The 24968-nt window shown below is 60.1% G+C and carries 16 protein-coding genes; 3 read left to right on the forward strand and 13 right to left on the reverse strand.

Translation table 11 applies throughout. The features are described from left to right. Positions 1–75 precede the first annotated feature (75 nt). On the forward strand, positions 76–1419 hold the full coding sequence (pssA, locus tag KUA23_RS13680; protein ID WP_252994140.1) for a CDP-diacylglycerol--serine O-phosphatidyltransferase: 1344 nt from the start codon (positions 76–78) through the stop codon (positions 1417–1419). A 62-nt stretch (positions 1420–1481) separates the two neighbouring features. Here pssA and efeO (KUA23_RS13685) read toward each other — a convergent pair whose 3' ends face one another. The 5 genes from efeO (KUA23_RS13685) to KUA23_RS13705 all read right to left on the reverse strand — a co-directional run bounded on the left by efeO (KUA23_RS13685) (position 1482) and on the right by KUA23_RS13705 (position 7207). After that, positions 1482–2300: an iron uptake system protein EfeO gene (efeO, locus tag KUA23_RS13685; RefSeq protein WP_078048378.1), complete on the reverse strand. Its 819-nt coding sequence runs from the start codon at positions 2298–2300 to the stop codon at positions 1482–1484. A 28-nt stretch (positions 2301–2328) separates the two neighbouring features. Further along, positions 2329–3633, reverse strand: coding sequence for an iron uptake transporter deferrochelatase/peroxidase subunit (efeB, locus tag KUA23_RS13690; RefSeq protein WP_078050918.1), 1305 nt, complete (start codon positions 3631–3633; stop codon positions 2329–2331). Between the two features lie 14 nt (positions 3634–3647). Next, positions 3648–4850, reverse strand: coding sequence for an iron uptake system protein EfeO (gene efeO, locus KUA23_RS13695; RefSeq protein ID WP_252994141.1), 1203 nt, complete (start codon positions 4848–4850; stop codon positions 3648–3650). A gap of 10 nt (positions 4851–4860) precedes the next feature. After that, positions 4861–5706 carry an iron uptake transporter permease EfeU gene (gene efeU, locus KUA23_RS13700; RefSeq protein WP_252994142.1) on the reverse strand — a complete coding sequence of 282 codons (846 nt, stop codon included), beginning with the start codon at positions 5704–5706 and terminating at the stop codon, positions 4861–4863. Between the two features lie 106 nt (positions 5707–5812). Beyond that, positions 5813–7207, reverse strand: coding sequence for a J domain-containing protein (locus KUA23_RS13705; protein ID WP_252994143.1), 1395 nt, complete (start codon positions 7205–7207; stop codon positions 5813–5815). Between the two features lie 130 nt (positions 7208–7337). On the opposite strand from KUA23_RS13705, the gene KUA23_RS13710 reads away from it, so the two are divergent. Continuing rightward, positions 7338–8354 (forward strand): AraC family transcriptional regulator, encoded by a 1017-nt coding sequence (locus tag KUA23_RS13710; RefSeq protein WP_078048382.1) that lies wholly within the window; start codon positions 7338–7340, stop codon positions 8352–8354. A gap of 196 nt (positions 8355–8550) precedes the next feature. Beyond that, positions 8551–12066: a hypothetical protein gene (locus tag KUA23_RS13715; protein ID WP_252994144.1), complete on the forward strand. Its 3516-nt coding sequence runs from the start codon at positions 8551–8553 to the stop codon at positions 12064–12066. A gap of 196 nt (positions 12067–12262) precedes the next feature. Here the strand turns inward: KUA23_RS13715 and KUA23_RS13720 are convergent, their stop codons facing one another. The 8 genes from KUA23_RS13720 to KUA23_RS13755 form a co-directional block, all read right to left on the reverse strand. Then, positions 12263–13678, reverse strand: a complete 1416-nt coding sequence (locus KUA23_RS13720) for an efflux transporter outer membrane subunit (RefSeq protein ID WP_252994145.1) — start codon at positions 13676–13678, stop codon at positions 12263–12265. Further along, positions 13675–16854: an efflux RND transporter permease subunit gene (locus KUA23_RS13725; protein ID WP_252994146.1), complete on the reverse strand. Its 3180-nt coding sequence runs from the start codon at positions 16852–16854 to the stop codon at positions 13675–13677. The genes KUA23_RS13720 and KUA23_RS13725 overlap by 4 nt, the downstream gene beginning before the upstream one ends. Before the next feature lie 15 nt (positions 16855–16869). Further along, the gene (gene mexE, locus KUA23_RS13730) at positions 16870–18111 is read right to left on the reverse strand and encodes a multidrug efflux RND transporter periplasmic adaptor subunit MexE (RefSeq protein ID WP_252994147.1); all 1242 of its coding nucleotides are present in this window, start codon (positions 18109–18111) and stop codon (positions 16870–16872) included. 204 nt (positions 18112–18315) lie between these two features. Next, a complete protein-coding gene (locus tag KUA23_RS13735) occupies positions 18316–19722 on the reverse strand; it encodes a hypothetical protein (protein WP_252994148.1) in 1407 nt (468 codons plus the stop codon). Between the two features lie 116 nt (positions 19723–19838). Then, on the reverse strand, positions 19839–21461 hold the full coding sequence (locus KUA23_RS13740) for a dipeptide ABC transporter ATP-binding protein (protein WP_252994149.1): 1623 nt from the start codon (positions 21459–21461) through the stop codon (positions 19839–19841). Beyond that, positions 21458–22357 (reverse strand): ABC transporter permease, encoded by a 900-nt coding sequence (locus KUA23_RS13745; RefSeq protein ID WP_100490721.1) that lies wholly within the window; start codon positions 22355–22357, stop codon positions 21458–21460. Before KUA23_RS13745 ends, KUA23_RS13740 begins: the two co-directional genes overlap by 4 nt. A gap of 3 nt (positions 22358–22360) precedes the next feature. Beyond that, on the reverse strand, positions 22361–23311 hold the full coding sequence (locus tag KUA23_RS13750) for an ABC transporter permease (protein ID WP_252994150.1): 951 nt from the start codon (positions 23309–23311) through the stop codon (positions 22361–22363). Next, the gene (locus KUA23_RS13755; RefSeq protein ID WP_252994278.1) at positions 23308–24918 is read right to left on the reverse strand and encodes an ABC transporter substrate-binding protein; all 1611 of its coding nucleotides are present in this window, start codon (positions 24916–24918) and stop codon (positions 23308–23310) included. Before KUA23_RS13755 ends, KUA23_RS13750 begins: the two co-directional genes overlap by 4 nt. Between the last annotated feature and the right edge of the window lie 50 nt (positions 24919–24968).

Raw genomic sequence — 24968 nt, forward strand, 5'->3', positions numbered from 1 at the left:
TGCGCCACAGCGAGACCTGGGCACCCCCATGGTGTAAGCTCGGGGACTCTTTGGATTCGACCCACTGCGAGCCTTATGCCGTCGTTCTTCAAACGCTCCCTGTTGCCCAAACTGCGCGGTTTCCCCGTTACTCCAGACGCCCTTGAGGTGTTGTCCGGCGCCGACGCATACCGCCGTTGCCTACTGGAAAAAATCGCCCATGCCACCCGGCGTATCTACATCGTCGCGCTGTATCTGCAGCACGACGAAGCGGGGCAGGAGATCTATGACGCCCTGCACGCAGCCAAGGCTGCGCGGCCGGAGTTGGACATCGTGGTGGTGGTCGACTGGCTGCGCGCCCAGCGCGGCCTGATCGGCGCCGGCAAACAACCGGGCAACAGCGCCTGGTACCAGGCCATGACCCAAAGCCACAGCAGCGAGGTGCCGGTGTATGGCGTGCCGGTGCAAACCCGCGAGCTGTTCGGCGTGCTGCACCTCAAGGGCTTCGTGATCGACGACAGCGTGCTGTACAGCGGCGCGAGCCTGAACAATGTGTACCTGCACAAGTTCGACAAGTACCGTTTCGACCGTTATCACCTGGTCCACAGCAAAGCCCTGGCGGATTCGATGCAGCACCTGGTGGAACACGGGTTGGTCGCCTCCAAGGCGGTCAATCGCCTGGACCTGCCCAACCCGCCCACCACACGCAGCTTGCGCAACGATATCGGCGACTTGCGCAGCCGCCTGAAACACGCGACCTACGACACCACCACGGGGCAATTGCCCAACGGGCATCTGTCGGTCAGCCCGTTGCTCGGGGTTGGCAAGAACAACCCGCTGAACCGGGTGATCCTCGAACTGATTGCCAGCGCCCAGCACCAACTGACTATCTGCACGCCGTACTTCAACCTGCCGCTGCCGGTCACCCGGGAAATCAACCGCGCGTTGGCGCGTGGGGTGAAGATCGACATCATCGTCGGTGACAAGACCGCCAACGACTTCTACATCCCACCGAGCGAGCCATTCAAGGTCATTGCGGCGCTACCGTACCTGTACGAAATCAGCCTGCGCCGCTTCGCCAAGCGCCATCAGCCGATGATCGACAGCGGCCAGTTGAACCTGCACCTGTGGCGCGACGGTGACAACACCTACCACCTCAAGGGCATGTGGGTCGACCTGCGCTACACCTTGCTGACCGGCAACAACCTCAACCCGCGCGCGTTCCGCCTTGACTTGGAAAATGCCCTGTTGATCGACGACCCCCAGGGCCAGTGGCTTGAGCCGCGACGGACCGAGCTGGCGCAGATTTTCCAGCACACCACGCGTATCGAGCGTTACCAGGACTTGCAGACACTGCCGGACTACCCGGAGGCGGTCGGCAAGTTTCTGCGGCGAGTCAGCCGTGTGCGGATCGAGCGGTTGCTGTACCGAATCCTGTAAAACCTTCCGGCAAAAAAAGACCCGGCCCCTTCAACAGGGCCGGGTCTTTTTTGGCGTACGGTTTAGTTCAAGCCCAACTTGCCACGCAGGGTCGACAGGTCTTCCGCCAAGGTGTTGACCGGGCCCACCAGGGCCTTGCGGTCATTTTCCTTGACCTTGTCGTAGGTCTCGAAGCCGCCGTCCTTGGTCTTGTACTTGGCCAGGATCTTGTCCACGGTGGCGAAGTTCTTGTCGACCTTGGCCAGGAAGGCCTTGTCTTGCTTCTCGATCTGGCCACGGAACAGGTCGACGATTTTCTTCGCGCCGTCGATGTTGCCCTGGAAGTCATACAGGTCGGTGTGACTGTAGCGGTCTTCTTCGCCGGAGATCTTGGTGGCGGCGACTTCTTCCAACAGCGCTGCGGCACCGCCCACGACTTTCTCGGGTGGGAAGGTCAGGCCATCGACGCGGGTCTTGAGGTCGTTGACGTCGGTGTTGAGCTTGGCGGTCAGCGCTTCCAGGCCCTTGGTGGTGTTCTGCGAGAACAGCGCGTATTCGATGCGATGGAAGCCGGTGAAGTCTTCGGCGGTCACGCCTTTTTCATGGTCGTCGACACGGGAGTCGATGGACGCATCGAGGTCGCTGAACAGTTCGGCGATCGGCTCGATGGACTCATAGTGCACGCGGGTTGGTGCGTAGAGTTTTTTGGCGGTGGCCAGGTCGCCTTTGTTGATGGCGTCAGTGAAGGCTTGGGTCTGGGTGACCAGCTCGCCGATTTCTTCGGTGACGTAGATTTTGTAGTCCGACACCGGGCCAACCAGGTCCAGCGGCGCGGTAGCGGCGAACGCTGCCAACGGCGAAAGGGTCATTAACAACGACAACGCAATAGTCGACTTCTTCATGGGACGGTATCCGCTCTGGGTATGTTTATTAGGTGTTGGCAGTGGTTTGAGGGTGCGTTGCAGCGAGTAGCGTGCGCCCGATGAAATCCTGGGCCCCGGTGACGCCGGGCAAGGTGAAGAAATACCCGCCGCCAACCGGCTTGAGGTATTCCTCCAGGGGCTCGCCGTTGAGCCGGGTTTGCACACTGATAAAGCCTTTCTCCAGGTCAGCCTGGTAGCAGATGAACAACAGCCCCATGTCCAGCTGACCGTTTTTGTTGACGCCGTTGGAGTAGTTGAACGGCCGGCGCAGGATCAGGTTCGCCTGAGTCTGCGGGGTGCGCGGGTTGGCCAGGCGGATGTGGGCATCGAGCTTGGTCAACTTGCCTTCCGGGTCCTTGCTGTAGTCGGGCACCTGGGTCTCTTTGTCGCCGTCCATGGGCGCACCGGTCGGCTTGATGCGGCCGATGATGCTCTCCTGTTCTTGCAGCGGGGTACGGTCCCAGCGCTCGACGAAGTTACGGATGATGCGCACGGCCTGGTAGCTGCCGTTGGCCGCCCAGGCCGGTTCGTCGCTGCCGGGCTGCACCCACACAATCTGGTCCATGGCCTTGGCGTCGTTGGAGTTGGGGTTGGCCGAGCCGTCACGGAAACCAAGGAAGTTGCGCGCGCTCTGGGCTGGCTCGCCAGGTTTGGCCGGCGCCTGTGGCGGCACGCTGCCTTCCTGCTTCCAGCGCACCAGCAACAGGTCGGGCAGGTTTTTCACGATGTCACGCAGCGCGTGGATATTGGTGTCCGGGGTGTTGGAACTGAATTGCAGGCTCAAGTCGCCGTGGCACTGCGCCGGTTCCAGCGCGTCGTTGGGGAAGCCGACCATGCGGCTCAGGCGTTTGGGCTTGACTGCCGTGAGACCAAAGCGCTCATCGAACAGCGATTCGCCGACGGACACGGTGATGGTCAGGTTGTCTGGCGTGACCACTGGGCCGAGGATGCCGGAGTCGGTGGGCGGTAGCTTCGGGTCGACTTGCGGCACGGTGCCGCCGGTCATCAGGAAGGCGATGCGCTCGTTCAAGGTGCGGAACAGGCGCTCCAGGTCTTCGCGGTCGCTGGCCAGCACATCGAATGCCACGAGCATGCCGCAGGCTGGGCGTGGGGTGACGATACCGCTCTGGTGCTTGCCGAAAAAATCGTGGTGGTCCTGGGTCTTGTCGCTGCGTGGCGCAGTGGTGACTTGCTCGGCAGCGGCGGCCATGGCCGGGCAGGTCAGGGTGCTGCCAGCAATCGCAGCGCCAGTGGCGGCCATGCCCAACAGGACACGGCGGCGTTGGAGGTCAAATTGTGCGGAATCACTCATGTGTGCGGTCGTCTTCACTGCAGGCCAGAAAGGCCAAGGGCGGGGTCGATTCCATCGAGTGCAGCGGCCAGAGCCTTGGCCTTGTCGGCGATCTGCTTGCGCTGATCGGCGGTTACGCTGTCGTAGCGGCGGTACTGGCCGTCGACTTTCAATTCGTTGAGTTGGCTGTCTAAGGCCGTGAGAGCGCTGTCGACTTTAGGCAGCAGGTCTGGGGCAGACTTGGTCAGCAAAGGGCGCATCAGGTCGACGACTTTGTGGGCGGCCTCCAGGTTGGCAGCGAAACCATTCAGGTCGACGTGGCTGTAGCGTTCCTCTTCACCGCTGATGGCGCGCACATCGGCCAGGCTGTTGAGGTTGCGCACCACAATGCTCACCAGTTGCTCCGGCGGCAGCGACTGGGCCAGCAATTGTTGCTTGAGGGTGGTGACGTCGGTCAGCAAGCGCTGCGCAATTGGCGCCAGGCCGTCGAGGCTGCGTTGCTGGAACAGGCTGTATTCCAGGCGGTGGAAGCCGCTGAAGGCCGGGTCCTGCTCGCGTTTTTCAAAGTAGTCGGCGCGGGCGTTGATGGCATTGTCCAGCTCCGCCAGGCGCTGGGACGCCGGGGCCAGTCGCTGGTAAGCCTCTCGCGCAGGCACATAGAGCGCTTGTGCCTGGGCCAGGTCGCCGCTGTCGATGGCCTGCTGCAAGGCGGTAACCGCCTTGACCAATGCACTGCCTTGGCTGCTCAGGTACACGCGGAACTCCGACAGTGGCCCGATAAACGCCACCATCGACGGTTTGGCCTTGGCCTGCGCCTCGGACTCGGCGGTGGGCGTTACGTGCAAGGTGCCACGCGGGTTGCTCAGCAGCCCGCAGGTGATCGAATAGTCACCGGGCAACAGGTTGGCGTTGATCACTTGGCTCAGGCCGGGAGCGATGTTCTCGCGTTCTTCGACCACCAGCACGCCGTCGAGGATTTCCCATTCCACTGCACGGTCCGAGCGGTTGATGATGCGAAAGCTCGCACGGCCGGCGGGGACCGTCAGTTCATTCGGCTCACAGGCGTGGCCATGAATGGTCACGGCGATTTCATTGTGGTTGGTCTGGCGTTTGCTGGCCGCCAGTTGCGAGGCGTAATAGAACAGGCCTCCGGCGGCGATCATCACGACCACCGAGCCCGCCACGGCCCATCGCAGGGCGCGGGGTGGCGAGGACGGTTGAGGGGTTGGGTTGGACAAGAGGCGGTCCTTACTGGTTGGCAACAGAAGAAGGTGAGGCGGCAGGCTTGGACGGTACGGAGGGCAGGAAGAACATCACCAGGGCCACCACCAGGTAAATCAGGTAGGCGCCGAGGGTGCTGAGGGTGGGCGCTTCCTGATAGCCGAACATCCCGGCCAGCACCGAGCCCAACGGGCTGTCCATGGGCAGCGCGGCGCTGAAGTCGAACAGCACGGTTTGCAAGTGGTTCCACACGCCGGCTTCGTGGAGGGCCTGTACCGAATTGGCGAGGATGCCGGCGGCCACCACGAGGATAAACAAGCCGGTCCAGCGGAAAAACGCACCGAGGTTCAGGCGCATGCTGCCGGTGTAGATCAGGAAACCGACGATGATCGCCAGGATCAAGCCGAGCAGGGCGCCAATCGGCGCGCCCGGGCCTTCACTCTGTTGGAACACCGCGAGCAGGAAGAACACGGTTTCCAGGCCTTCGCGGGCCACGGCGAAAAACACCATGAGGATCAGCGCGGTGACCTGGTGCTTGGAACCGGCCAACGCGTGATCGAGGGATTCATGCAGGGAATGCTTGATGGAGCGCGCCACCTTGCGCATCCAGAACACCATGGAGCTGAGGATGCCCACGGCGACCAGGCCGACGATGCCTTCGAACAATTCCTGTTGTTTTTGCGGGAACTCGGCGCTGACCAGTTCCAGGCCACCACCGACCAGCAGGGCCAGTGCGGCGGCGAGGAAAACGCCAATCCACACGGCGGGCATCCATTGACCGCGGCCGGTCTGTTGCAGGTAGCTGGCGATAATGCCAACGATCAATGCGGCTTCAATGCCTTCGCGCAGCATGATGAGAAAAGGAACGAGCATTCGGCACCGCATCACAACTAGATAGGAGCCTAAGTTGTAACATAATGATACTCATTACTAAACAAGCAATCTTGACGTTTGCTGAACCCTGGCTGAACGGCGCGCGTCAGCCACGCCGGCCGAACAAACGCTGTGCGATCCCCAAGGCTTGCAGCGACACCCCATAGCCGATAAAGGCATAAGGGCCAAGGATGACCCAGATCAGCGCACCCAACAGCCAGCACGGCAAGATCTCGCGGATGAACAAGGGTGACGGTCGGCGAAAGCTCAGCCAGCGTGACAGCGGGGCGAGTCGGTCGTCGATTTCGCCGTAGCCATCAGTGGCTGGGCGCCAGATTGCCAGGATCATCAGCGCCGGTATCGTAATAAGAAACGCCCAGGTCGGCGCCATGCCGAGGGTTTCCATCAACGTGTGGTCGGTCACCTGCTGGTCGCGCACAGCCCAGCCGGCGGCCATGCCCAGCAGTGCCACGAACATCGGCCAGGGGCGGGTGGCACGTTCCCAGTCGCGCCAGAAGTACGGGTCACCGCCGGGCGTCAGGGCACAGAGTGACGGGAATTGGTTCAGGAGGGTTTCGCTGAGCGTACGGCAGGCGTTCCAGTCGGGCTCGCCAAAGCGTCGGGCGAACCGCTGGCGTTGTTCCAGCGGCATGTCGCCGAACAACAACCTTGCGGCGCGACACTGCGCATCGCGCGAATCCAGGCTGGCCTGGGCGAAGGTGTGCGCCTTGAAGCGCTCGAGTGCATTGCGCGCCTTGAGTTGCGACCACTCGGGTTCGGGGCAGGGGTTTTCCAACTCTTTGTCGGACCAGGCCTGTTGGGCACATAGGGTGTCGAACAATGCCTCGGACCAAAACCGGCTCGCCAGCAGGGTGCGGGCCAGCAGGTCGTTGATCCGTGCGTGACGGGCCAGCGGCTTGAGCCATTCGGTGTGGTTCAATTCGGTCAATGCGGCCTTGAACGCCTCGACCTGTTGTTGATCAAGCAACCCGACCAACCGCTGCTCGACGTGCGTAAACATCTGCTCCAACAGCACGCCGAGGCGGTACTCGGGTAGGCAATTCGGTACTTCGCGTTGCCAGGGGCTGAGCCAATGCAAGTGGGTGACGGCCCATTCGCTGAACGCCGGGTCGGCCGATATCAGGCAGCGCTGCAGCAACAGGGCCTCGAATGCATCGGCACAGTCACTGTCCATGGCCTGCCGGTAGCGGTTGGCGAGATCGCTGGCAGTGGCGCCTGCGATCAGGGCTTGAGCCTGTTCGCCACGGGTGTCGGCTTCGTGCGTGGCCGGTTGCACGATATCGACAGGCACCGGTTGCGGCGAATCAGCGGCCGCGTCGAAGCGGTGCCACTCAAGGGCGTGCTCATAGGCCTCACGCAAGCGCTGGAAGCCGCTGGGGTCTTCGTCCGGGCGATGCTGCTTGAGCAACACCGCGTACTGGCGCTTGATTGTGCGCGTGTCGGCGTCGCGCGTCAGTCCAAGTACTTCCCAGCAACTCATCGGTTCAACATCCTGTCAGTAAAAATCCGGGCGCAGAATACCTGAGACCTGTTACGCGGCGCCTACTCTTTTATCGCGTGACTGCCTAAGATGGCGGCATTTCACCCCACCCAGGGCACGGACCGCGCCAATGTCGGAAAAAGACACCATCTCCCTCCACCTCGTGCGCGAAGCCTTGTTGCAAAGCTGCGTCCCTGGGGCGGCCACTGCCGAAGTGCTGCTTAAAGCCGGGATTGATCCGGCACTGTTGGCCGAGCCCAATGCACGGGTCTCGGCCACCACCTACGCGCGCCTATGGCGTCTGCTGGCGCGGCGCATGGACGATGAGTTCTTTGGCATGGACCCGCGCAAGCTCAAGTCCGGCAGCCTGGCGTTTCTCTGTCGCGCCACGATGGCGCAACCCACCCTGGCCACCAGCCTGGAAATTGGCCTGGGGTTCCTGTCGCTGATGCTGGAGCGGATGCCCGCTGAACTGGTGCGTCAACAGAGTTTGGCAGAGATCGTATTGCTGGAACCCGAGTCCGAACCCAATCGGGCCTTCACCTACTTTACCTACTGGATGATCGTGCACGGCGTCGCGTGCTGGTTGGCGGGGCGGCGGATTCCGATCCTGGCGATTGAACTGCGTTGTCCGAAACCGGACTTCTGCGACGACTACCAGGTGATGTTTTCCGACAACCTGCGTTTCGATCGGCCGCGTACCCGCATGATCTTCTCCGCCGACTGCCTGGACCTGCCGATCAAGCGCAGCACAGAGGAACTCAAGCGCTTCCTGGCCCATGCGCCGGCCAACATCCTGGTCAAATACCGCGACCCGGACAGCCTCGCCACTCGCATCAAGCATGACCTGCGCCAGCGAGCCCCCGACACCTGGGAGGAAACCGAAGGCCTCGCCGCCAGCCTGTGCATCTCGGCCTCAACCTTGCGGCGCCGATTGGCAGAAGAAGGGCAAACCTACCAAGGCCTCAAGGACAGCGTGCGCAAGGAACTGGCCATTGTCTGGCTGGCTGAACCGCAGATCAGCTTTGCGGAGATCGCCGCGCGGCTTGGGTTCGCCGATACCAGCTCCTTTTACAAGGCCTTCCGCAAGTGGGCCGGTTCCAACCCTGGGCACTATCGCAGCTTGATTTTGGATGGCGCTGAGTGAGGCCGAGTACCACAAGGCAATGCGACTAATCCGATAGGAATCACGCACCTCCCAACGAAAGTGAAACACTCGGCAACGTGCTCAATTTGCAACCGCAATACATGGATAAACACGCCCGAATGGCTCAGGACAACTCCTACATCATGTAAAGGTAGCGGTTTACAGAATGAAGTCTCCTAAATACTGGAGTACTTATATGAGTGTGCAAACCGTTAATACTGGGGGCGTGTCGAGACCTAACTATTCTCCTAACGGCCGAGATGAAACAGTCAGGCGTGAGCTGTCTGATCCGCAGGAGACCGCCCAATCGGGTGTATCAGCTAATGAACCTGTTTCGCGAACTTCCTCTGGGGGGGTGGACGAGGCCATTAAAGCGGCAAAAATAGAGGACGATAAACTGGCCGCAACTGTAGCAGATTCGCACGTAGACATCGGATGGTGGACGTGGCCGTCGGATAAGTCATCGGTGGGTCAGTGGCTCAAACTTTACAATAAATCATGGAACTCCGAGGCGTTGCAGACCTGGGTAAAGGCGCAGAACTTAGTGCCTGACTCACTTCGTCTTCGGGGTTCCACGCTCACCGCACAAAAAAGGGTCGATGGTAAACTTACCGCCGTCAAGTTTACCCCGTCAGACAAGTCGGGTTGGTGGCCGCTAGGACGCCAAGCTATTGAGAGTGCTGCCATGCTGGACCCGCAACGTACAGGCCTGGCTGGTAATGGCAACGCTAAACTCTCACCCAAAGAGGTCATGGCATTCTACGGAGGAACCTGGCCGATCAACACTGTCGAAGCCCGCGAACTCAAGAGAGATGGTTTCCCTGCCATAAACGCTGCTGATAATCCCACACGTGGACCTATGGCTCAGCAATCAACATTGCGCCAGTATCAGGACACGGAGCAAGAATCCGCGTTGATAAAAACATTACTTGGCGCTATCAAGGATAAACCGGACGATGAAAAAATCGATTTAGGGACGATCCGGTCGGACATTGTACCGGGGTCATCACTTGCCTCTGCCAATTCGTCAAAACCCGAGCTATTGAAGAAGCTGAGGCAACTTCCCCAGATGGCTTCTATTCTGCTAGCGCACCAGGCGGATTGGTATGCTCCCACTCGCCTGGTAGATGGCCAATTGTTCATAAAGAGCCGTGGTAAATCCGGGACGTGGAAAAATGTGACCGCGCAAGTTCGAGCCAATGCCGTATTGGCCCCTCTGCTCGATAACGCTATCGAAAAGGCCAAAAGTACCGGGGGTATCATCAACTCGGGAGCAAGGGCCGACGCCGTGCAGATGCTGCGTGCTTCCGGACTTGACGACTTTCCCAGCACACCCACGGTGAAGGAACTGCGGAACCTGATCAACTGGAAACTTAATCCAATCCCACCTGGAAGTTCACTTGGCAGCTATGGCCGGGAATATCTGACGGATTCCGAAACGCCGAGCGCCGACCATCGCCACCGAGTGCGCCGTACTGCGACTGACAATGACCCGGACGCAAAGTTAACCCTATTCGATTGCTCGCCTAAACCGTGGGCCGGTAAAACCTTGGAGCAAATACGTAAGAATGCCGACAAACTCATTGCCCAGGCGTTAAGCCAAGGAGAAGGGTTGGCACGTAGCCAAACCATTCTCACCCGGTTTGACGGCGAACTCCCTTTCGCGATCGCGGACGCCACTCCCGGTGATCGACAACAGTTGCTGATGCTACGCGATATGCTTCGCGTTGATATAGACCTGGGTAAAAAACGTAATCTTATTGCGGGCTACAACCTGTATTCAGCATCGAATGCGGGGAAAAAGCTGTCTGAGGTGCGGGATGAGTTGGAAAAACACATAAGTGTCACTAAAAAGCTCCCCATGGAGCAGGCTGTACTGATGACGCATGCCTTGCTGGCGACGGTCGCTCCAGAGTTCCTGGTTAAGGGGGCTGGCGCGGAACGGGTGGGGAGTTTGACGCATGTTAACTTGCGTATTCAGACCGCCCTCGTGGAAATGGCCTCTCAAGGCAGTTCGCGGGAAATGGATGTAGCGCAAGTCAGCTCACGCAGTGTCTTGACGCCTATAACCAGCAGCCATGAGGAATTGCAAACCGCGCTGAGCGCGGGGCCTATTTATGACTGGGCCCTTGCACAGGGGGTTGTCACCGCCGAGGACGATTACTCGGAATCAGCAGTCAAGCGGGCACTCACAAGCTACAACCAGCGTCTTGAAAACTACAGCGCGATGAACAGTGATCTGGATAGCGCTCGCATGGGTGTTATTTCCCGTTCTGAAATGGCGAAGCAAGCGTTAGAGAAAGTGTCTCCAGGTAATGAGAATTTTTTCAGTAAGCGCATCATCTATGCTGAACCAGACTCGTTGATATATAAAACCGTAAAAGCAGTTAAGGCTCTGCATCCACTTGTTCCGGACGGAACCACTGTTGATGGAAAATCCGTCTCAACGGCCGAGCATGCGGTTGGCACCCACTCGATCTTGGATTTGTATATGTCGGGCGTGCTGACCGCAAAGAATGTGGACACCGTGCAATGGAAGTTTGCCAGCGCCGCAGATCGGCTTAAGTTCGAATCGCTAAAGTCTCAGTTGTCAAAGTTAGAGCCTTTAGGCGACGTGTTCGATGACGTGTTCAATGACGGAACCCAACACCTGGAAAAATTCGTCCTTCAGTCGGCCAGGGTCATTATGAGCGACATGCCTCTTGAAGACAGAGTCCGGTTAGAGTTCGGAGAGGTCTTCGTAGTGGGTGCATCCCCCTACCAATTATCGGACGGGAGCAAGCTCTCTCAAGCGCAGGCTCAACAAAAAATGGGGCCTCTAATATATGCCAAGGACACTTCAGGCGATCAGTGCTATGAAATGCTTCCCTCAGGAGAGGGCTACGTCCTGCGTCCAGAGTACTTGCCGGCGATGAGAGCCCTGGCCGACCATGATAAGAAGTGGGTGCGCGTCTATAAAAATAGCTATCCGGAGTTGCCGGCTGACCTCGACATCTTGAGCTACTTTCCTGCAGATAAACAAGATCGAAGCGAATCCAACCAGGTGCCGAACACCTTTTCATCCAAGAGAACCGATGAACTCATTAAGACCTTCAAGGAAAATCAGTTATTCCTGAATCGTAAGTTGATGTTGGAAAGCGCCAGGGGGGTAACAACGAATGAGGCCATTCAGAAGCGATTTGAAGCAGCCGAATCATTTATTATCAATACGATAATTCCTTTCAAATCCAATATTGAAGACCTCGCGTCAGGCGATCCCAAACGCATGGCGATGGGGGCAATCGGACTCGGGTTGGAAATTTTCGGGGCGTTGTTTGTAGTAGCCGGTGCTGTCGGTGCAGCCGCAAAAGCTGCCACGACAGCGGCAAAACTTGCGCAGTATGGTAGGGCCGCCCTCTCGATGTTCAATTTACCGGGTGCTGTTATAGACACGAGTAAAGCGTTGTACCGTCTCACATCTATCGGGGTTAGAAGCATAGGCACGCATGCGCCTAAAGCCTTGGCTAAAGGTGTTTCCAATTTCCGGTCGTTGGCGTCTAGTGCGGGTAAGAGTAATCATGGGTACTTCAGGAATTCATTTAAACCCTGGACAACCAATGATACGGTAGGGCTGCTGTCTAACACAGGGTTGATAAATACCGGAATCGGAACTGAGGCGTACGTCCAACAACCCCCACGTGTTCCTTCGCAAGGTACTGCTGTAACCGTTTGAACTCCATGAGTTGCTTGTAATGTTTCGAGCACGGATGCTCAACAGTCTTTATTTTTTTTATGCATACACCACGCACTGCTGCGTTGGATTTTTATTCGAAAGAATCACATAAAAGCTTTCAAAAAAAACCCCGTGACCGAATGGACCACGGGGCAAAAAATTGGCTGGATGCGACCAACCAAAGGAGCTCTTTACATCACTTGGCGCTGGCGACCACCGTGTCCGGCTGCCAGCCACCACCGAGTGCCTTGTAGATCGCAACAATGCCGCGATACAGGTCTACTTCGGCTTGGGCCTGGGAGTCTTCGGCGGCCAAACGTTCACGCTGGGCGTCGAGCAATACCAGGAAGTCCACAGTGCCCTCGCGGTAGCGGATTGCGGCCAGGTCGGCGGCGGCGCGGCTGGATTCGCTTTGGCGGATCAGCGATACCAAACGCTGCTGGCGCTTGCCGTAGTCACTGAAGGCGTTTTCGGACTCTTCCAGCGCCAACAGCACTTGCTGCTCGTAGGTTGCCAGGGCGCCATCCGCCTCGGCATCGGCGCCACGCAAACGGGCGCGCACGCTGCCCAGGTCAAACGCGGCCCAGGTGATGCTCGGGCCAAGGGCCCAGGCATTGGCGGCGGACGAGCCGATCTGCGAACCGCGCCCGGCGGTGAAGCCGAGGAAGCCGCTGAGGCTGACCCGTGGGAACAGGTCGGCCTTTGCCACGCCGATGCGCGCGGTGGCGGCGGCCAGTTTGCGTTCGGCGCTGAGGATGTCCGGGCGACGTTGCAGCAGTTGCCCCGGGTCGCCAATCGGCAACGCCTTAGCGATCGCCGGCAGGTCTTTCGGCCCCAGGTCGACGGTCAGCTTGTCGGGACGCTGGCCGAGGAGGGTGGCGATGCGGTTACGCTCACGGACTTGTTCGGCTTGCAGTTGCGGCACGCTGGCTTCGACTGCCGCGAGGCGTGCGTCGGCACGCTCCACGTCGAGTTGGTCGCCCACACCGGCATCCCGCAGGCTGACCGTGATGGTGCGCGATTCCTGCTGGTTCTTCAGGTTGTCCAGGGCAATGCGTTCACGCAGTTGCGCGCCCCGCAATTGGCCGTAGGCGTCCACCAGTTCGGCAATCATGGTGACTTGCAGTTGGTACAAGTCAGCCTCGGCAGCCTGCTGGTCGGCGTCGGTGGCTTCCAGGTTGCGCTGGATGCGGCCGAACAGGTCCAGCTCCCAGGCCATGTCCAGGCCGAGGTCGTAACGCTCGGTCTTGACGCGGCTAGTGGTCTGGCCTGGGATCTGGCCTTTGCCTTGGTCACTGCTGACCCGGCTGGTGATGGTCGGCATGGCGTCATTGCTGGCGTCATCGCGGATCGCACGGGCCGCCCGCAGGCGGGCAAAAGCGACGCGCAGATCACGGTTACCTTGCAGCGATTGGGTCACCAACTGGTTGAGGGTCGGGTCCTCGAACTGCTGCCACCAGATGCCTTCGAACTTGGCATGGTCATACTTCTTGGCATCGGCAGCGGCCGTGATGTTGGCCGCCTCCGGGGTTTGGGTCTTGTAGTCCGGGCCTACGGCACAGGCGCTCAGCGCCAGTACCAGCAAGCTCGGCAGGAATACTTTCACGCTCATTGCTGTGTCTCCAGCTTCAAGGCCTTGGCCGCTTTGCGCGCTTCGCTGCGCTCCACATAGCGACGGATCAGTACGTAGAACACTGGCGTCAGCAACAGACCGAAGAAGGTCACACCGATCATCCCGGAGAACACCGCCACGCCCATGGCATGACGCATCTCGGCACCCGCACCGCTGGACAACACCAGTGGCACCACACCCATGATGAAGGCGAACGAGGTCATCAGGATCGGCCGCAGACGCAGACGGCAGGCTTCCAGTACCGCAGCGAGCGGGTCGAGGCCTTCTGCCTGTTTATCCTTGGCGAACTCGACGATCAGAATCGCGTTCTTACACGCCAGGCCCACCAGTACGATCAAGCCGATCTGGGTGAAGATGTTGTTGTCGCCGCCCGAGATGATCACCCCGGTAATCGCCGACAGCAGCGTCATCGGTACGATCAGGATCACCGCCAATGGCAGGCTCCAGCTTTCGTATTGGGCGGCCAGTACCAGGAACGCCAGCAGTACGCAGAGCGGGAACACGAACAGTGCGGTGTTGCCCGAGAGGATTTGCTGATAAGTCAGGTCGGTCCACTCGTAGGTCATGCCGTTGGGCAGTTCCTCTTTCAGCAGTTTCTCGATCGCCGCTTCAGCCTGGCCAGAGCTGTAGCCGGGTGCAGCGTTGCCGTTGATTTCAGCGGTGATAAAGCCGTTGTAGTGCATCACGCGGTCCGGCCCGGAGGTGTCGCTGACCTTGATGAAGGTCGCCAGCGGGATCATCTCGCCTTTGTTGTTGCGCACTTTCAGCTGGCCGATCTGGTCTTCGTCCAGGCGGAACTGCTGCTCAGCCTGCACGTTGACCTGGTAGGTGCGGCCGAAGCGGTTGAAGTCGTTGGCATACAACGAGCCCAGGTAGATCTGCAGGGTGTCGAAGATGTCGCTGATCGCCACGCCGTGGGTCTTGGCCTTTTCGCGGTCGATGGCAGCATCGACCTGGGGTACGTTGACCGTGTAGCTGGTGAACAGGCCGAACAGTTCCGGCGTGGTGCGGCTCTTGGTGATGATGTTCTGCACTTCTTTGTACAGCTCGTCGTAACCCAGGTTGCCGCGGTCTTCGATCTGCAGGCGGAAACCACCAATCGTGCCCAGGCCCTGTACCGGCGGCGGTGGGAAGATCGCCATGTAGGCTTCCTGGATGCTGCTGTACTTGCCATTCAAGGCACCGGCAATCGCACCGGCGGACATGCTCGGGTCCTTACGCTCGTCGAACGGTTTCAAGGTCACGAACACGATGCCGCTGTTCGGGCTGTTGGTGAAACCGTTGATCGACAGGCCCGGGAACGCTACGGCGCTTTCCACGCCTGGTTGTTTCAGGGCGATGTCGGACATGCGCTTGATCACGTCTTCGGTGCGATCCAGGCTCGCGGCGTCCGGCAATTGGGCGAAGGCCACCAGGTATTGCTTGTCCTGGGCCGGTACGAAACCGGTCGGCGTGTGGGCAAAGCCCAGCCAGGTCAGGACCATCAGGCCGGCGTACAGGAACAGCGCGATACCACTGCCACGGATCACGCGGCGCACGGTGCCGACATAACCATGACTGGCCTTGTCAAAGAAGCGGTTGAACGGTTTGAACAACCAGCCGCCCAGCAACTTGTCGAGGAACTTGGAGAAACCATCCTTCGGCGCGTTGTGGCCCTTGAGCAATACGGCAGCCAGGGCAGGGGACAGGGTCAGTGAGTTGAACGCCGAGATCACCGTGGAGATCGCAATGGTCAAGGCGAACTGCTTATAGAACTGCCCGGTCAAGCCGCTGATGAAGGCCGCAGGTACGAACACCGCACACAACACCAACGCGGTGGCGATGATCGGGCCGGTCACTTCGCTCATGGCCTTTTCAGTAGCCGGGAACGGTTCCAGGCCCAGTTCGATGTTCCGTTCGACGTTCTCCACCACCACGATGGCGTCGTCCACCACGATACCGATGGCCAGTACCAATCCGAACAAGGACAACGCGTTGAGCGAGAAGCCAAACAGGTGCATTACCGCAAACGTACCGATCAACGATACCGGTACCGCCACCAACGGAATGATCGAGGCGCGCCAGGTCTGCAGGAACAGGATCACCACCAATACCACCAGGATCAGCGCTTCGAACAGCGTGTGCACCACCGCTTCGATGGAGCCGCGCACGAAGATGGTCGGGTCATAGACGATGCTGTAGTCCATGCCTTGCGGGAAGCTCTTTTTCAGCTCCTCCATCTTGCCGCGTACTTCGTTGGAGATCTCGATGGCGTTGGAGCCAGGGCGCTGGAAGATCGGAATCGCCACGGCCGGCTGGTTGTTGAGCAACGAACGCAGGGCGTATTGGCTGGAGCCCAGCTCCACCCGTGCGATGTCTTTGAGGCGGGTGATTTCACCGTGATCGCCGGAGCGAATAATGATGTTCTCGAACTCTTCCTCGGTCACCAGGCGACCTTGGGTGTTCACCGACAACTGGAACGCAGTGGCGGTCGGTGCTGGTTGCGCACCCAGGGCACCGGCGGCGACTTGACGGTTCTGCTCACGGATTGCCGTCACCACGTCAGTGGCCGTCAGGTTGCGCGAAGCGGTCTTGTTCGGGTCCAACCATACACGCAACGAGTAGTCGCCCATGCCGAACAGTTGCACGTCACCCACACCGCCCAGACGCGCCAACTCATCCTTCACATTGAGCAAGGCATAGTTGGACAGGTACAGCATGTCGTAGCGCTGATCCGGGGAGGTCAAGTGCACCACCATGGTCAGGTCGGGGGAGGCCTTGTCCACGGTGATACCGATGCGTGTCACTTCCTCAGGCAGTTTCGGCTGAGTCCGGGTCACGCGGTTTTGCACTTGCACCTGCGCGTTGTCCAGGTCGGTGCCCAGGGCGAAGGTGATGGTCAGGGTGAGCTTGCCGTCGGCGGTCGACTGCGAGGACATGTACAACATGTTCTCGACGCCGGTGATCGCCTGCTCCAGCGGCGCGGCCACGGTTTCACCGATGACTTTAGGGTTGGCGCCCGGGAAGTTGGCACGTACCACGACGGTCGGCGGCACCACTTCCGGGTATTCGCTGATCGGCAATTGGAACAGCGAGATCGCGCCGGCGATCAGGATCAGCAGCGAAAGCACCGCTGCGAAGATCGGCCGCGAAATGAAGAACTTGGAAAAATTCATCTTGAGTCGTATCCCTTAACCGCGTGGAGTCGCAGCGCTGGCAAGTTTGGGCGCGGCTTTATCCGGCGCCACTTGTTCCAGGTTGCTGGCTTCAAGCGCTTGTCGTTGTTGGGCCAAGGCGGCGAGGGTTTCCTTGCTGGCCATCGGAATGGTTTCCGGGGCGACCGGCGAGCCAGGGCGCACGCGCTGCAGGCCCTTGACGATAATGGTGTCGTCCTTGTTCAGGCCGCTGCGCACGATGCGCAAGCCTTCGATCTTCGGCCCCAGTTCCACCGCGCGATAGGCCGGCTTGTCGCCGTCCATCACCAGCACAAACTTCTTGCCCAGGTCGGTGCCGACAGCTTCGTCGTTGATCAACACGGCGGAGTAGGTGCCGCTGCCGACCAGCTTCAGGCGTGCATACAGCCCAGGGGTGTATTCGCCCTTGCTGTTGTCGAACACGGCGCGACCACGGATGGTGCCGGTGGCTGGGTTGACCTGGTTGTCGACAAAGTTCATCTGGCCCAGGTGCGGGTTGCCGGTCTCGTTGGACAGGCCCAGGTAAACCGGAGTGGTCGCACCACGACGGCCTTGTCGGGCCAGTTCGGTGTACTTGAGGAACACACGCTCATCGGCGTCGAAGTAGGCGTAGACCTTGTCGGTGGAGACCACGCTGGTCAGCGCGGTGACGTCGGCGGTCACCAGGTTGCCGGCGGTGATTTCAGCACGGCTGACACGGCCGCTGATCGGCGCGGTCACGCGGGTAAAGCTCAGATTCAGCTTGGCCAGATCCAACTGCGCCTGGATCCCGGCGACGGCGGCGCGGGCTTCCTGGGCGGACGTGGTGCGCGAGTCGGCCAGTTCGGCGGAGATCGCATTGCTCTGGCGCAGGCGCTCGCCACGTTGCGCTTCGTTATCGCTGCGGGTTGCCGCGGCGCGGGTTTGTTGCAACTGGGCTTCAAGGCGGCGCACTTCAGCCTGGAACGGACGCGGGTCGATCTGGAACAGCAGGTCGCCTTTCTTCACCAGGGCGCCTTCGGTGAAGGCCACCTGATCGATCTGGCCGGACACGCGCGGACGGATCTGCACGGTTTCCGGGGCTTCCAAACGACCGGTGAACTCATCCCACTCGTTGACCGGTTGTTCCAGCACCTTGGCCACGCTGACTTTGGCAGCTGGCATGGCGGCCGCTTGTTCCGGGCTCTTGCCGCACGCGCTCATCACGACCACGGCCAAAATCGCCAGAGGGAAGCGCAAATGTTTGAGTGACTGTTCCATGAGGTGCATCCGCCAATGTATTTGAGATGGGCGGATCATGCGCGGCGATGTGCTATGTCACGAATCGAATGAAGCAAAGGTAACTATCATTCGGAATGATATAAGCGAGCGATTAGCCCTCTAGCATGGGGGTTTCGTTAGGGGGCTATCAATGAGCTTAATGGCAAAGGACTGTTGCTGAGCATGCAAGGAACCTGAGTCGCTTCATGCGGGTCTCGAAACCTGCCCTTCGTTATCGGGGCGGCGGGTAGCTTGTACGCCCTCCCGATACCAACAGGACTGGCCCACCGGCATCGGACTTAAAATTGACTCCCAAGGCGATTCCTTGCACATCGTCGGCTGCTGCTTTCGCAACTCAAAGTGACATGCGGTGTAATAGGGACAGCGCCTGCGAACAGGGTCAACGTGTTCTTTAACGGCTTGGGTGTCCATAAAGCCATCCTCACTCAGATGCAACTTCATATAATGAAATGCCGCATGAAGTTTGTGACTGCCAAAGCTGCGTTCATCAGTCATGTCTTGGGGGTTGCCATAAAAGACGATCTTATCGCGACATGGCTGATCAAGGTCTCCGTGGCCCTCCGCTAGGATTCTGCAGCACGTCAGGTCCGCGATGATTCGGCCCAATGTTGTCGCGCGAGTTTCTTCCGACGTCGATTTCAGGTGGTCGAGCGCATCCAGCTCGAAAAAGGGCGTGGCGCGCCGATTGTGCAGATTCCTTTCCATTAGAGAGGCTATATATTTGACTGCACTCGCCATTTCCTCATGCTTGGGGAAGTAACCCTCCATTGTGGTGGCGAGGTTTTGGATCTGAGTGATATTGGCGTCCAGAATTTTGACCTGATAGTCCGCCAATGCGTTTCGCCTGACTGACGGGTCGATTTTACCCAGACTAGACATCAACTTGAAAAATACTTGGGGTGCGTCACTGCTCTGTAGAGCCGTTATTGCACAGGCAATAACGTCATCCCTGGAGATGTTAGGAACAAGGTAGCGAGACAATTTGTAGATGAGTTGGTAAGGCGCGATAGGAGGGGTGGGTGGGCAATCCTTGAATATCGCCATATAGCGCTCTTCACATAGATAGGCTAAACCTTCGATAATCTCAAGCGCACCTATTTCAGCCGCATAGGCCACAGGCTCTGATCCTAGGATCACGTCACATTTAATGACGGTGCCTTTTTCTGAGTGATCATCCATGCTTTGCAGAAGAGGTTCGTCAACCGTCCTCGCGCTGACAACCTGAAAGTCGTTACGCGATCGCGTCAACTCCACGGGATTGCTTCGGGGTCTGCGGCCATTTTGAAACAGCGAGTAGTTGCGCCGAACTGCCTTGGCATGGTTCAAACTAAGGGTATCGAGTGGCGTCGATATCCCGGTAGCGTCGAGTTTCCAGCGGAAATCAGACCAGAGAATAATCATTGCGGTAAAACAATACATTCCGTTGATCGTCGAGGTGTTGTGGGTGTAATGAAGCCACTCATGCAAGAGAAAACAGTTTAATTTTGGATTTTCCAAGTCCAATTGGGCTCCCGCTCCTATGATGTTCGCCAGTTCGTTGGGCAGCGAAATCAGCATGAAATCCGGCGCATAGATAGGAGTAATTTTCACATTTAAGTCCGTCAAGTGTCTTCAATTTAAGGCCTTCACGGCTTTGTAGCTGATTCAATCATGGTTTTCCTCTTGTGAGACGAGTTTATTGCGATGTCGCAGTTGAAAATGGGTGATCATGCCGCCGTCGCCGTCACCTGCCGACCAGGAATGGCCGCAATCAATTCCCGCGTGTAGTCACTCGCCGGCTGATTGAATATCCGCTCCACCGAGCCTTGTTCAATCACCCGGCCATTGCGCAGCACCAGCACTTCATGGGCGAAGTTGGCCACCACCGACAGGTCGTGGGACACCAGCACATAGGCAATGCCCATCTCCCGTTGCAGCTCTTCCAAAAGATCAAGAATGTGCGCCTGCACCGACACATCCAGCGCGCTGACCGGCTCGTCCAGCAGCAACAGGTCCGGTTTCAACGCCAGTGCCCTGGCGATGGCGACGCGTTGGCATTGGCCGCCGGACAATTCGCGCGGCAGCCGGTCCAGGTAGCTGACGGGCAAGTGCACGCGACTGATCAATTCCCGCGCGGCCTGTTCCAGGGCCGGGCCCTTTAGCACGCCGAATGACACCAGCGGCTCGACAATGCTGTCGAACACGGTAAAGCGTGGGTCGAGGGCGGCAAACGGGTTTTGCTGCACCAGTTGCAGGCGCTGGCGCAGCGGGCGGAAGTCGCGCCAGCTCAAGTCGGTGACGTCCCGTTGCTCGAACCAGACCCGACCCTGTGTGGGTTTTTCCAGGCCGAGGGCGATACGCAGCGCGGTGCTCTTGCCCGATCCGGACTCGCCCACGATGGCCAGGGTCTGGCCGGGAAAGACCTGCAGGTTGAGGTCTTCGAGGGCAACGAACGTCGAATCCTCCCCCTTGACCTTGGGCAGCGCAAACGTCTTGCCCACATTGTGCAGGCTCAGTATCGGTGGTTGCGCCGGGTCAATGCGCACCAAGGGCTCACGGCGCTTGGCAAACGCGGGCGCGGCGGCAATCAGCGCGCGGGTGTAGTCGTGTTGCGGCGCGCTGAGGATCTGGCGTGGCGGCCCCTGCTCGACAAGTTCGCCTTGCTGCATCACCAGGATCCGATCGGCACGGTCGGCAGCCACGCCCAGGTCATGGGTGATGATCAACAGCGAAATCCCACGCTCACTGACCAGGCGTTGCAAGTGGTCGAGAATCTTGCGCTGCACCGTCACGTCGAGGGCACTGGTGGGTTCGTCGGCGATGATCAAGCGTGGGTTGCCGGCCAGGGCAATGGCGATCAGCACGCGCTGGCGCATGCCGCCGGAGAGTTCATGGGGGTACTGGCGTGCGCGCAGCAGAGGCTTGTCGATGCCCACCTGTTGCAGCAGTTCGACAATGTCGGCATCCACGGCGGGGTAGCGTTTGCCCTTGGCCAGGATCGGCGCCTCGGCAATCTGCTGGCCGACACGCAGGGTCGGGTTGAGGCTGACCATCGGGTCCTGGGGCACCAGGCCCACTGTGCGCCCGCGCAGGCTGCGTTTCTGGCGCTCGTTGGCGTGGGTGAGGTCGTTGCCGTCCACCCAGAGTTGGCCGGTGCTGATCTGCGCATTGTCTGGCAGCAGGCCGAGGATGGCATTGGCGAGGGTCGACTTGCCCGAGCCGGACTCGCCGACAATCGCCACCGTCTCGCCGTGGGCGATAGCGAACGACAGCGTGCGCACCGCTTGATTGACGTGCCCGCCGGAGCGGTAGCTGACACTGAGTTGGCGAACATCCACTAAAGCGTTCATCGCTGGATCTCCTCGAAGGTGCGGGCGATATGGTTGAGGCTGAACACCACGGCCACCAGAAACAGGCCGGGCAGCAGCGACACCCACGGTGCAGTGATCAGAAAGTGCCGTCCGTTGGCGATCAAGGTGCCCCATTCGGCTGCCGGTGGCGCGGCGCCAAACCCCAGGAAACTCAGACCCGCAGTCGCCAGGATGGCCGCGCCAAAGTCCAGGGTCGCGAGTACCGCCACTGGCCCCCAGGCGTTGGGCAGGATGTGCCGCAGCAAGGTGCGGCCCCAGCTTGCACCGCCCAGGCGCGCGGCCTCGACGTAGGGCAATGTCTTGACCCGCAGCACTTCGGCGCGGGTGGTGCGCGCAAACCCTGGAATGATGCCGATGCCCACGGCGATAGCCACCGGCACGGTGCCGAAGCCGATCGCCGTCACGATGGCCAGGGCCAGCAGTAGGCCGGGCAGGGCGAGCAACACATCGACAAAACGCATGATCACCGCATCAATGCGCCCACCGGCGAAGCCCGACAGGATGCCCAGGCCCAGGCCGCCGAGCAGGGCGATGCCCACGGCGAGAAACGCCGCCAGCACCGAAAGGCTGGAGCCGAACACCACGCGGGTGTACAGGTCGCGCCCCAGCTCATCGGTGCCGAACCAATGGCTCAGGTTGGGCGCGCGGAGCTTGTCGATGGGGGACGTGGCGTAGGGGTCGAAGCCGCTCAACAGGTGCGGGGCTACGGCGGCCACCAGCGCGAATACCACCACCAGCAGCGCCAGGCTGAAACCGGGCCTGCGCAGCAGCGGCAACACCACCGCCGTGGCGCGTTGCAGGCGGCTGCGGCGGCGCCACAGCGCCGGGCTGGCCGGGAGGGCGCTGCGGCCCAGGTTCTGCTCAAGGATCGTCATGGTCTAGGACACCTTTGGCGTGTGAGAAATACGCGGGTCGAGCCACGGATAGAGCAGGTCGACCAGCAGGTTCACCAGTACAAATGCCGCTGCCGACACCGCGACGATTGCCAGCACCACCGGTATGTCCTGGCGCAATACCGCTTCCTGGGCCAGGCGGCCAATGCCGGAGCGGGCAAAGATGGTCTCCACCAACACCGCGCCCGACACCGTATTGCCCACCTGCAAGCCGATCAGGGTGAGGATCGGCAGTGCGGCATTCTTGAACGCATGCCGTGCCTGCACCTGGCCACGGCTCAGGCCCTTGGCGTAGGCCGTGGCGATGTAGGACTCTCTCCACACCCCCTGGAAACTGCGTTGCAGCACTTGGGCGTACACCGCCGCACTGGGAATTGCCAGGGTGATGGCCGGCAGCACCAGGCTTTCGAAACCCCGGCTGCCAGTGGCGGGAAACCAGCCCAGGCCAAACGCAAACACCTGGATCAGCAACAATCCCATCCAGAACACCGGCACCGAAAACCCCAGCGACGGCAGGCGCGCCAAGGCCTGCTTCAACGGCTGCCAGCGGATATAGGCCGTCAGGTAGGCCAGGCCGATCCCGCCCAGCAGCGACAGCACGATGGCCAGGCCGGCCAGGGACAAGGTCTGCGGCAGGCGTTCGGCGAGCAGCTCGGCGACCGGGCGATTGAGCGAGAGTGACTGGCCGAAGTCACCGCGCAGTGCGCCGAGCAGCAGGTCGAAATACTGTTCGAACAGGCCCTTGTCCAGCCCGTAGAAAGCCCGGGCCTTGGCCAGGTCTTCCACCGACAGCGAGTCGGCTTCCATGCCCGACGCACTGAGCATGATCGACAAGGTGTCACCCGGCAGCAGATAGAGGATGAAATACGTGATGCTGTACGCCCCCCACAGCACCAACAGGGCTTGGCCAACGCGACCGATCAAGTAACGGCTCATGGCGTGCCGATCTCGATATCACCCAGCAGCGCGAAGCCCTCGGCGGTCCAGCGGAAGTTCTTCACCTTGGGCGACGTCGCCGCCTGCCACACGCGCTCGTACACCGGGAAGGCAGAGCTTTCATCGATCAGCAGGTCCTGCAAGTCACCATAGGCCGCTGCGCGTTGTTGGCCTTGGGTCGCGGTGATACCGGCATCGAACAAGCCCTTGGCTTTTTCCAGCACCGCCGGTTCGTAGGTGTTGGTGGCCACCGTTGAGCTGTTGGCGCTGCGCGGATCGAGGATGGTCTGCAGGATGATCGGGTCGGCGCGGGTCATGTAGTTGATGGTCAGGTCGTAATTGCCGGCAGAGTTGTTGGCGACCCATTCGGCGCGAGTGACCACGCTGAGTTTCAATTCGATACCGACCTTGCGCAGTTGGTCCTGGATCAAGACGTCGCCAGCGGTCTCGGCGGGGCTGATGTTGTAGCTGAGGGTCAGGCGCTTGCCGTTTTTTTGCCGGTAACCGTCCGTGCCCTTGGCCCAGCCGGCTTGGTCCAGCAAGTGTTCAGCGCCCGCAGGGTCATAGGCGAGCTTGTTGCCCTGGCTTTTGAAGTAAGGCGTGGTCACATCGAAGATACCGTCCACCACCGGAAACTCGCCGTTGTAGACGGTGCTCGCGTAGCTCTTGCGGTCGAGGGCCTTCTGCACCGCCAGGCGTACGTGCTGGTCAGCGAGGATGCGCTCGCCACGGGTGTTGGGGTACAGGTTGAGCGCAGGCCCTGGCAGCGAGCGGCTCTGGATGGTCGCACCCTTGGACTGGAACAGTTTCAGGTCGACTTCCGAGAACGGGTTGCGTGGCCACAGGATGTCGGCCTTGCCTTGCAGGAACAGACCGTTGCGCACGCTTTCTTCGGGGATGTAGCTGATGTCCACCGCATCCAGGTGCGCTTCCCCCTGGTTTTTCATATTGGCCGAGGCCCAGGCGTAGCCCTTGCGCTTGGTCAGGTGCGCACCGACTTCCGGCGTGTAGCTGGCCAATACAAAAGGCCCGGTGCCGATGATCTTGCCCAGTGAGCGCTCCTTCACCGTCAGTGCGTAGGAGGCGGGGGCGAGGATCGCCAGGTTGGTCGTCGACGTGGCTTGCAGGAAGCCGGCGTTGGGCTTGGACAGCACCAGCTTGACGGTGAAATCGTCTACCACCTCGGCGTGGTCGAAGCCCGCCAGGTAGGTGGCGCCAAAGGTCGCTGGCAGTTCAGTAGCCAGTGCCTTGTCACTGTCGAACGCGGTTTTCACCGCCTTGGCATCGAAGCGTTCGCCGTTGCTGAAGGTGACGTTATCGCGCAGGTGGAAGGTGTAGGTCAGCGCGTCGTCACTGACCTCCCAGCTTTTGGCCAGCCAGGGAATAATCTTGCCGGTCTCCGGGTCCTGGTCGGTCAGGGATTCGGCGACATTGCGCAGCAGCACCCGGTGTTCCAGCCAATAGACCTGGAACGGGTCGACACTGACCAGGGTGGTGTTGTCGCCAAAGAACGCGATGTTCAGAGTCTTGCCGGCCTGGGTGTCATTCCCGGGCGAGCAAGCAGCGAGGCTCAGCGCCAAGGCGCAAGGGGCCAGCAGACGGCTCATCAAGTTGGAGGTATTCAATGGGGTGCCCTCATGTGGCGTTGCGGGTGCAT

The sequence above is a fragment of the Pseudomonas pergaminensis genome, from assembly GCF_024112395.2.
Lineage (GTDB): Bacteria > Pseudomonadota > Gammaproteobacteria > Pseudomonadales > Pseudomonadaceae > Aquipseudomonas > Aquipseudomonas pergaminensis.

Excerpts from the sequence above, each read along its gene's own strand:
- pssA (WP_252994140.1), top strand. The coding sequence starts at position 76 with ATGCCGTCGTTCTTCAAACGCTCCCTGTTGCCCAAACTGCGCGGTTTC.
- efeO (WP_078048378.1), bottom strand. The coding sequence starts at position 2,300 with ATGAAGAAGTCGACTATTGCGTTGTCGTTGTTAATGACCCTTTCGCCG.
- efeB (WP_078050918.1), bottom strand. The coding sequence starts at position 3,633 with ATGAGTGATTCCGCACAATTTGACCTCCAACGCCGCCGTGTCCTGTTG.
- efeU (WP_252994142.1), bottom strand. The coding sequence starts at position 5,706 with ATGCTCGTTCCTTTTCTCATCATGCTGCGCGAAGGCATTGAAGCCGCA.
- KUA23_RS13705 (WP_252994143.1), bottom strand. The coding sequence starts at position 7,207 with ATGAGTTGCTGGGAAGTACTTGGACTGACGCGCGACGCCGACACGCGC.
- KUA23_RS13710 (WP_078048382.1), top strand. The coding sequence starts at position 7,338 with ATGTCGGAAAAAGACACCATCTCCCTCCACCTCGTGCGCGAAGCCTTG.
- KUA23_RS13715 (WP_252994144.1), top strand. The coding sequence starts at position 8,551 with ATGAGTGTGCAAACCGTTAATACTGGGGGCGTGTCGAGACCTAACTAT.
- KUA23_RS13720 (WP_252994145.1), bottom strand. The coding sequence starts at position 13,678 with ATGAGCGTGAAAGTATTCCTGCCGAGCTTGCTGGTACTGGCGCTGAGC.
- KUA23_RS13725 (WP_252994146.1), bottom strand. The coding sequence starts at position 16,854 with ATGAATTTTTCCAAGTTCTTCATTTCGCGGCCGATCTTCGCAGCGGTG.
- mexE (WP_252994147.1), bottom strand. The coding sequence starts at position 18,111 with ATGGAACAGTCACTCAAACATTTGCGCTTCCCTCTGGCGATTTTGGCC.
- KUA23_RS13740 (WP_252994149.1), bottom strand. The coding sequence starts at position 21,461 with ATGAACGCTTTAGTGGATGTTCGCCAACTCAGTGTCAGCTACCGCTCC.
- KUA23_RS13745 (WP_100490721.1), bottom strand. The coding sequence starts at position 22,357 with ATGACGATCCTTGAGCAGAACCTGGGCCGCAGCGCCCTCCCGGCCAGC.
- KUA23_RS13750 (WP_252994150.1), bottom strand. The coding sequence starts at position 23,311 with ATGAGCCGTTACTTGATCGGTCGCGTTGGCCAAGCCCTGTTGGTGCTG.
- KUA23_RS13755 (WP_252994278.1), bottom strand. The coding sequence starts at position 24,918 with ATGAGCCGTCTGCTGGCCCCTTGCGCCTTGGCGCTGAGCCTCGCTGCT.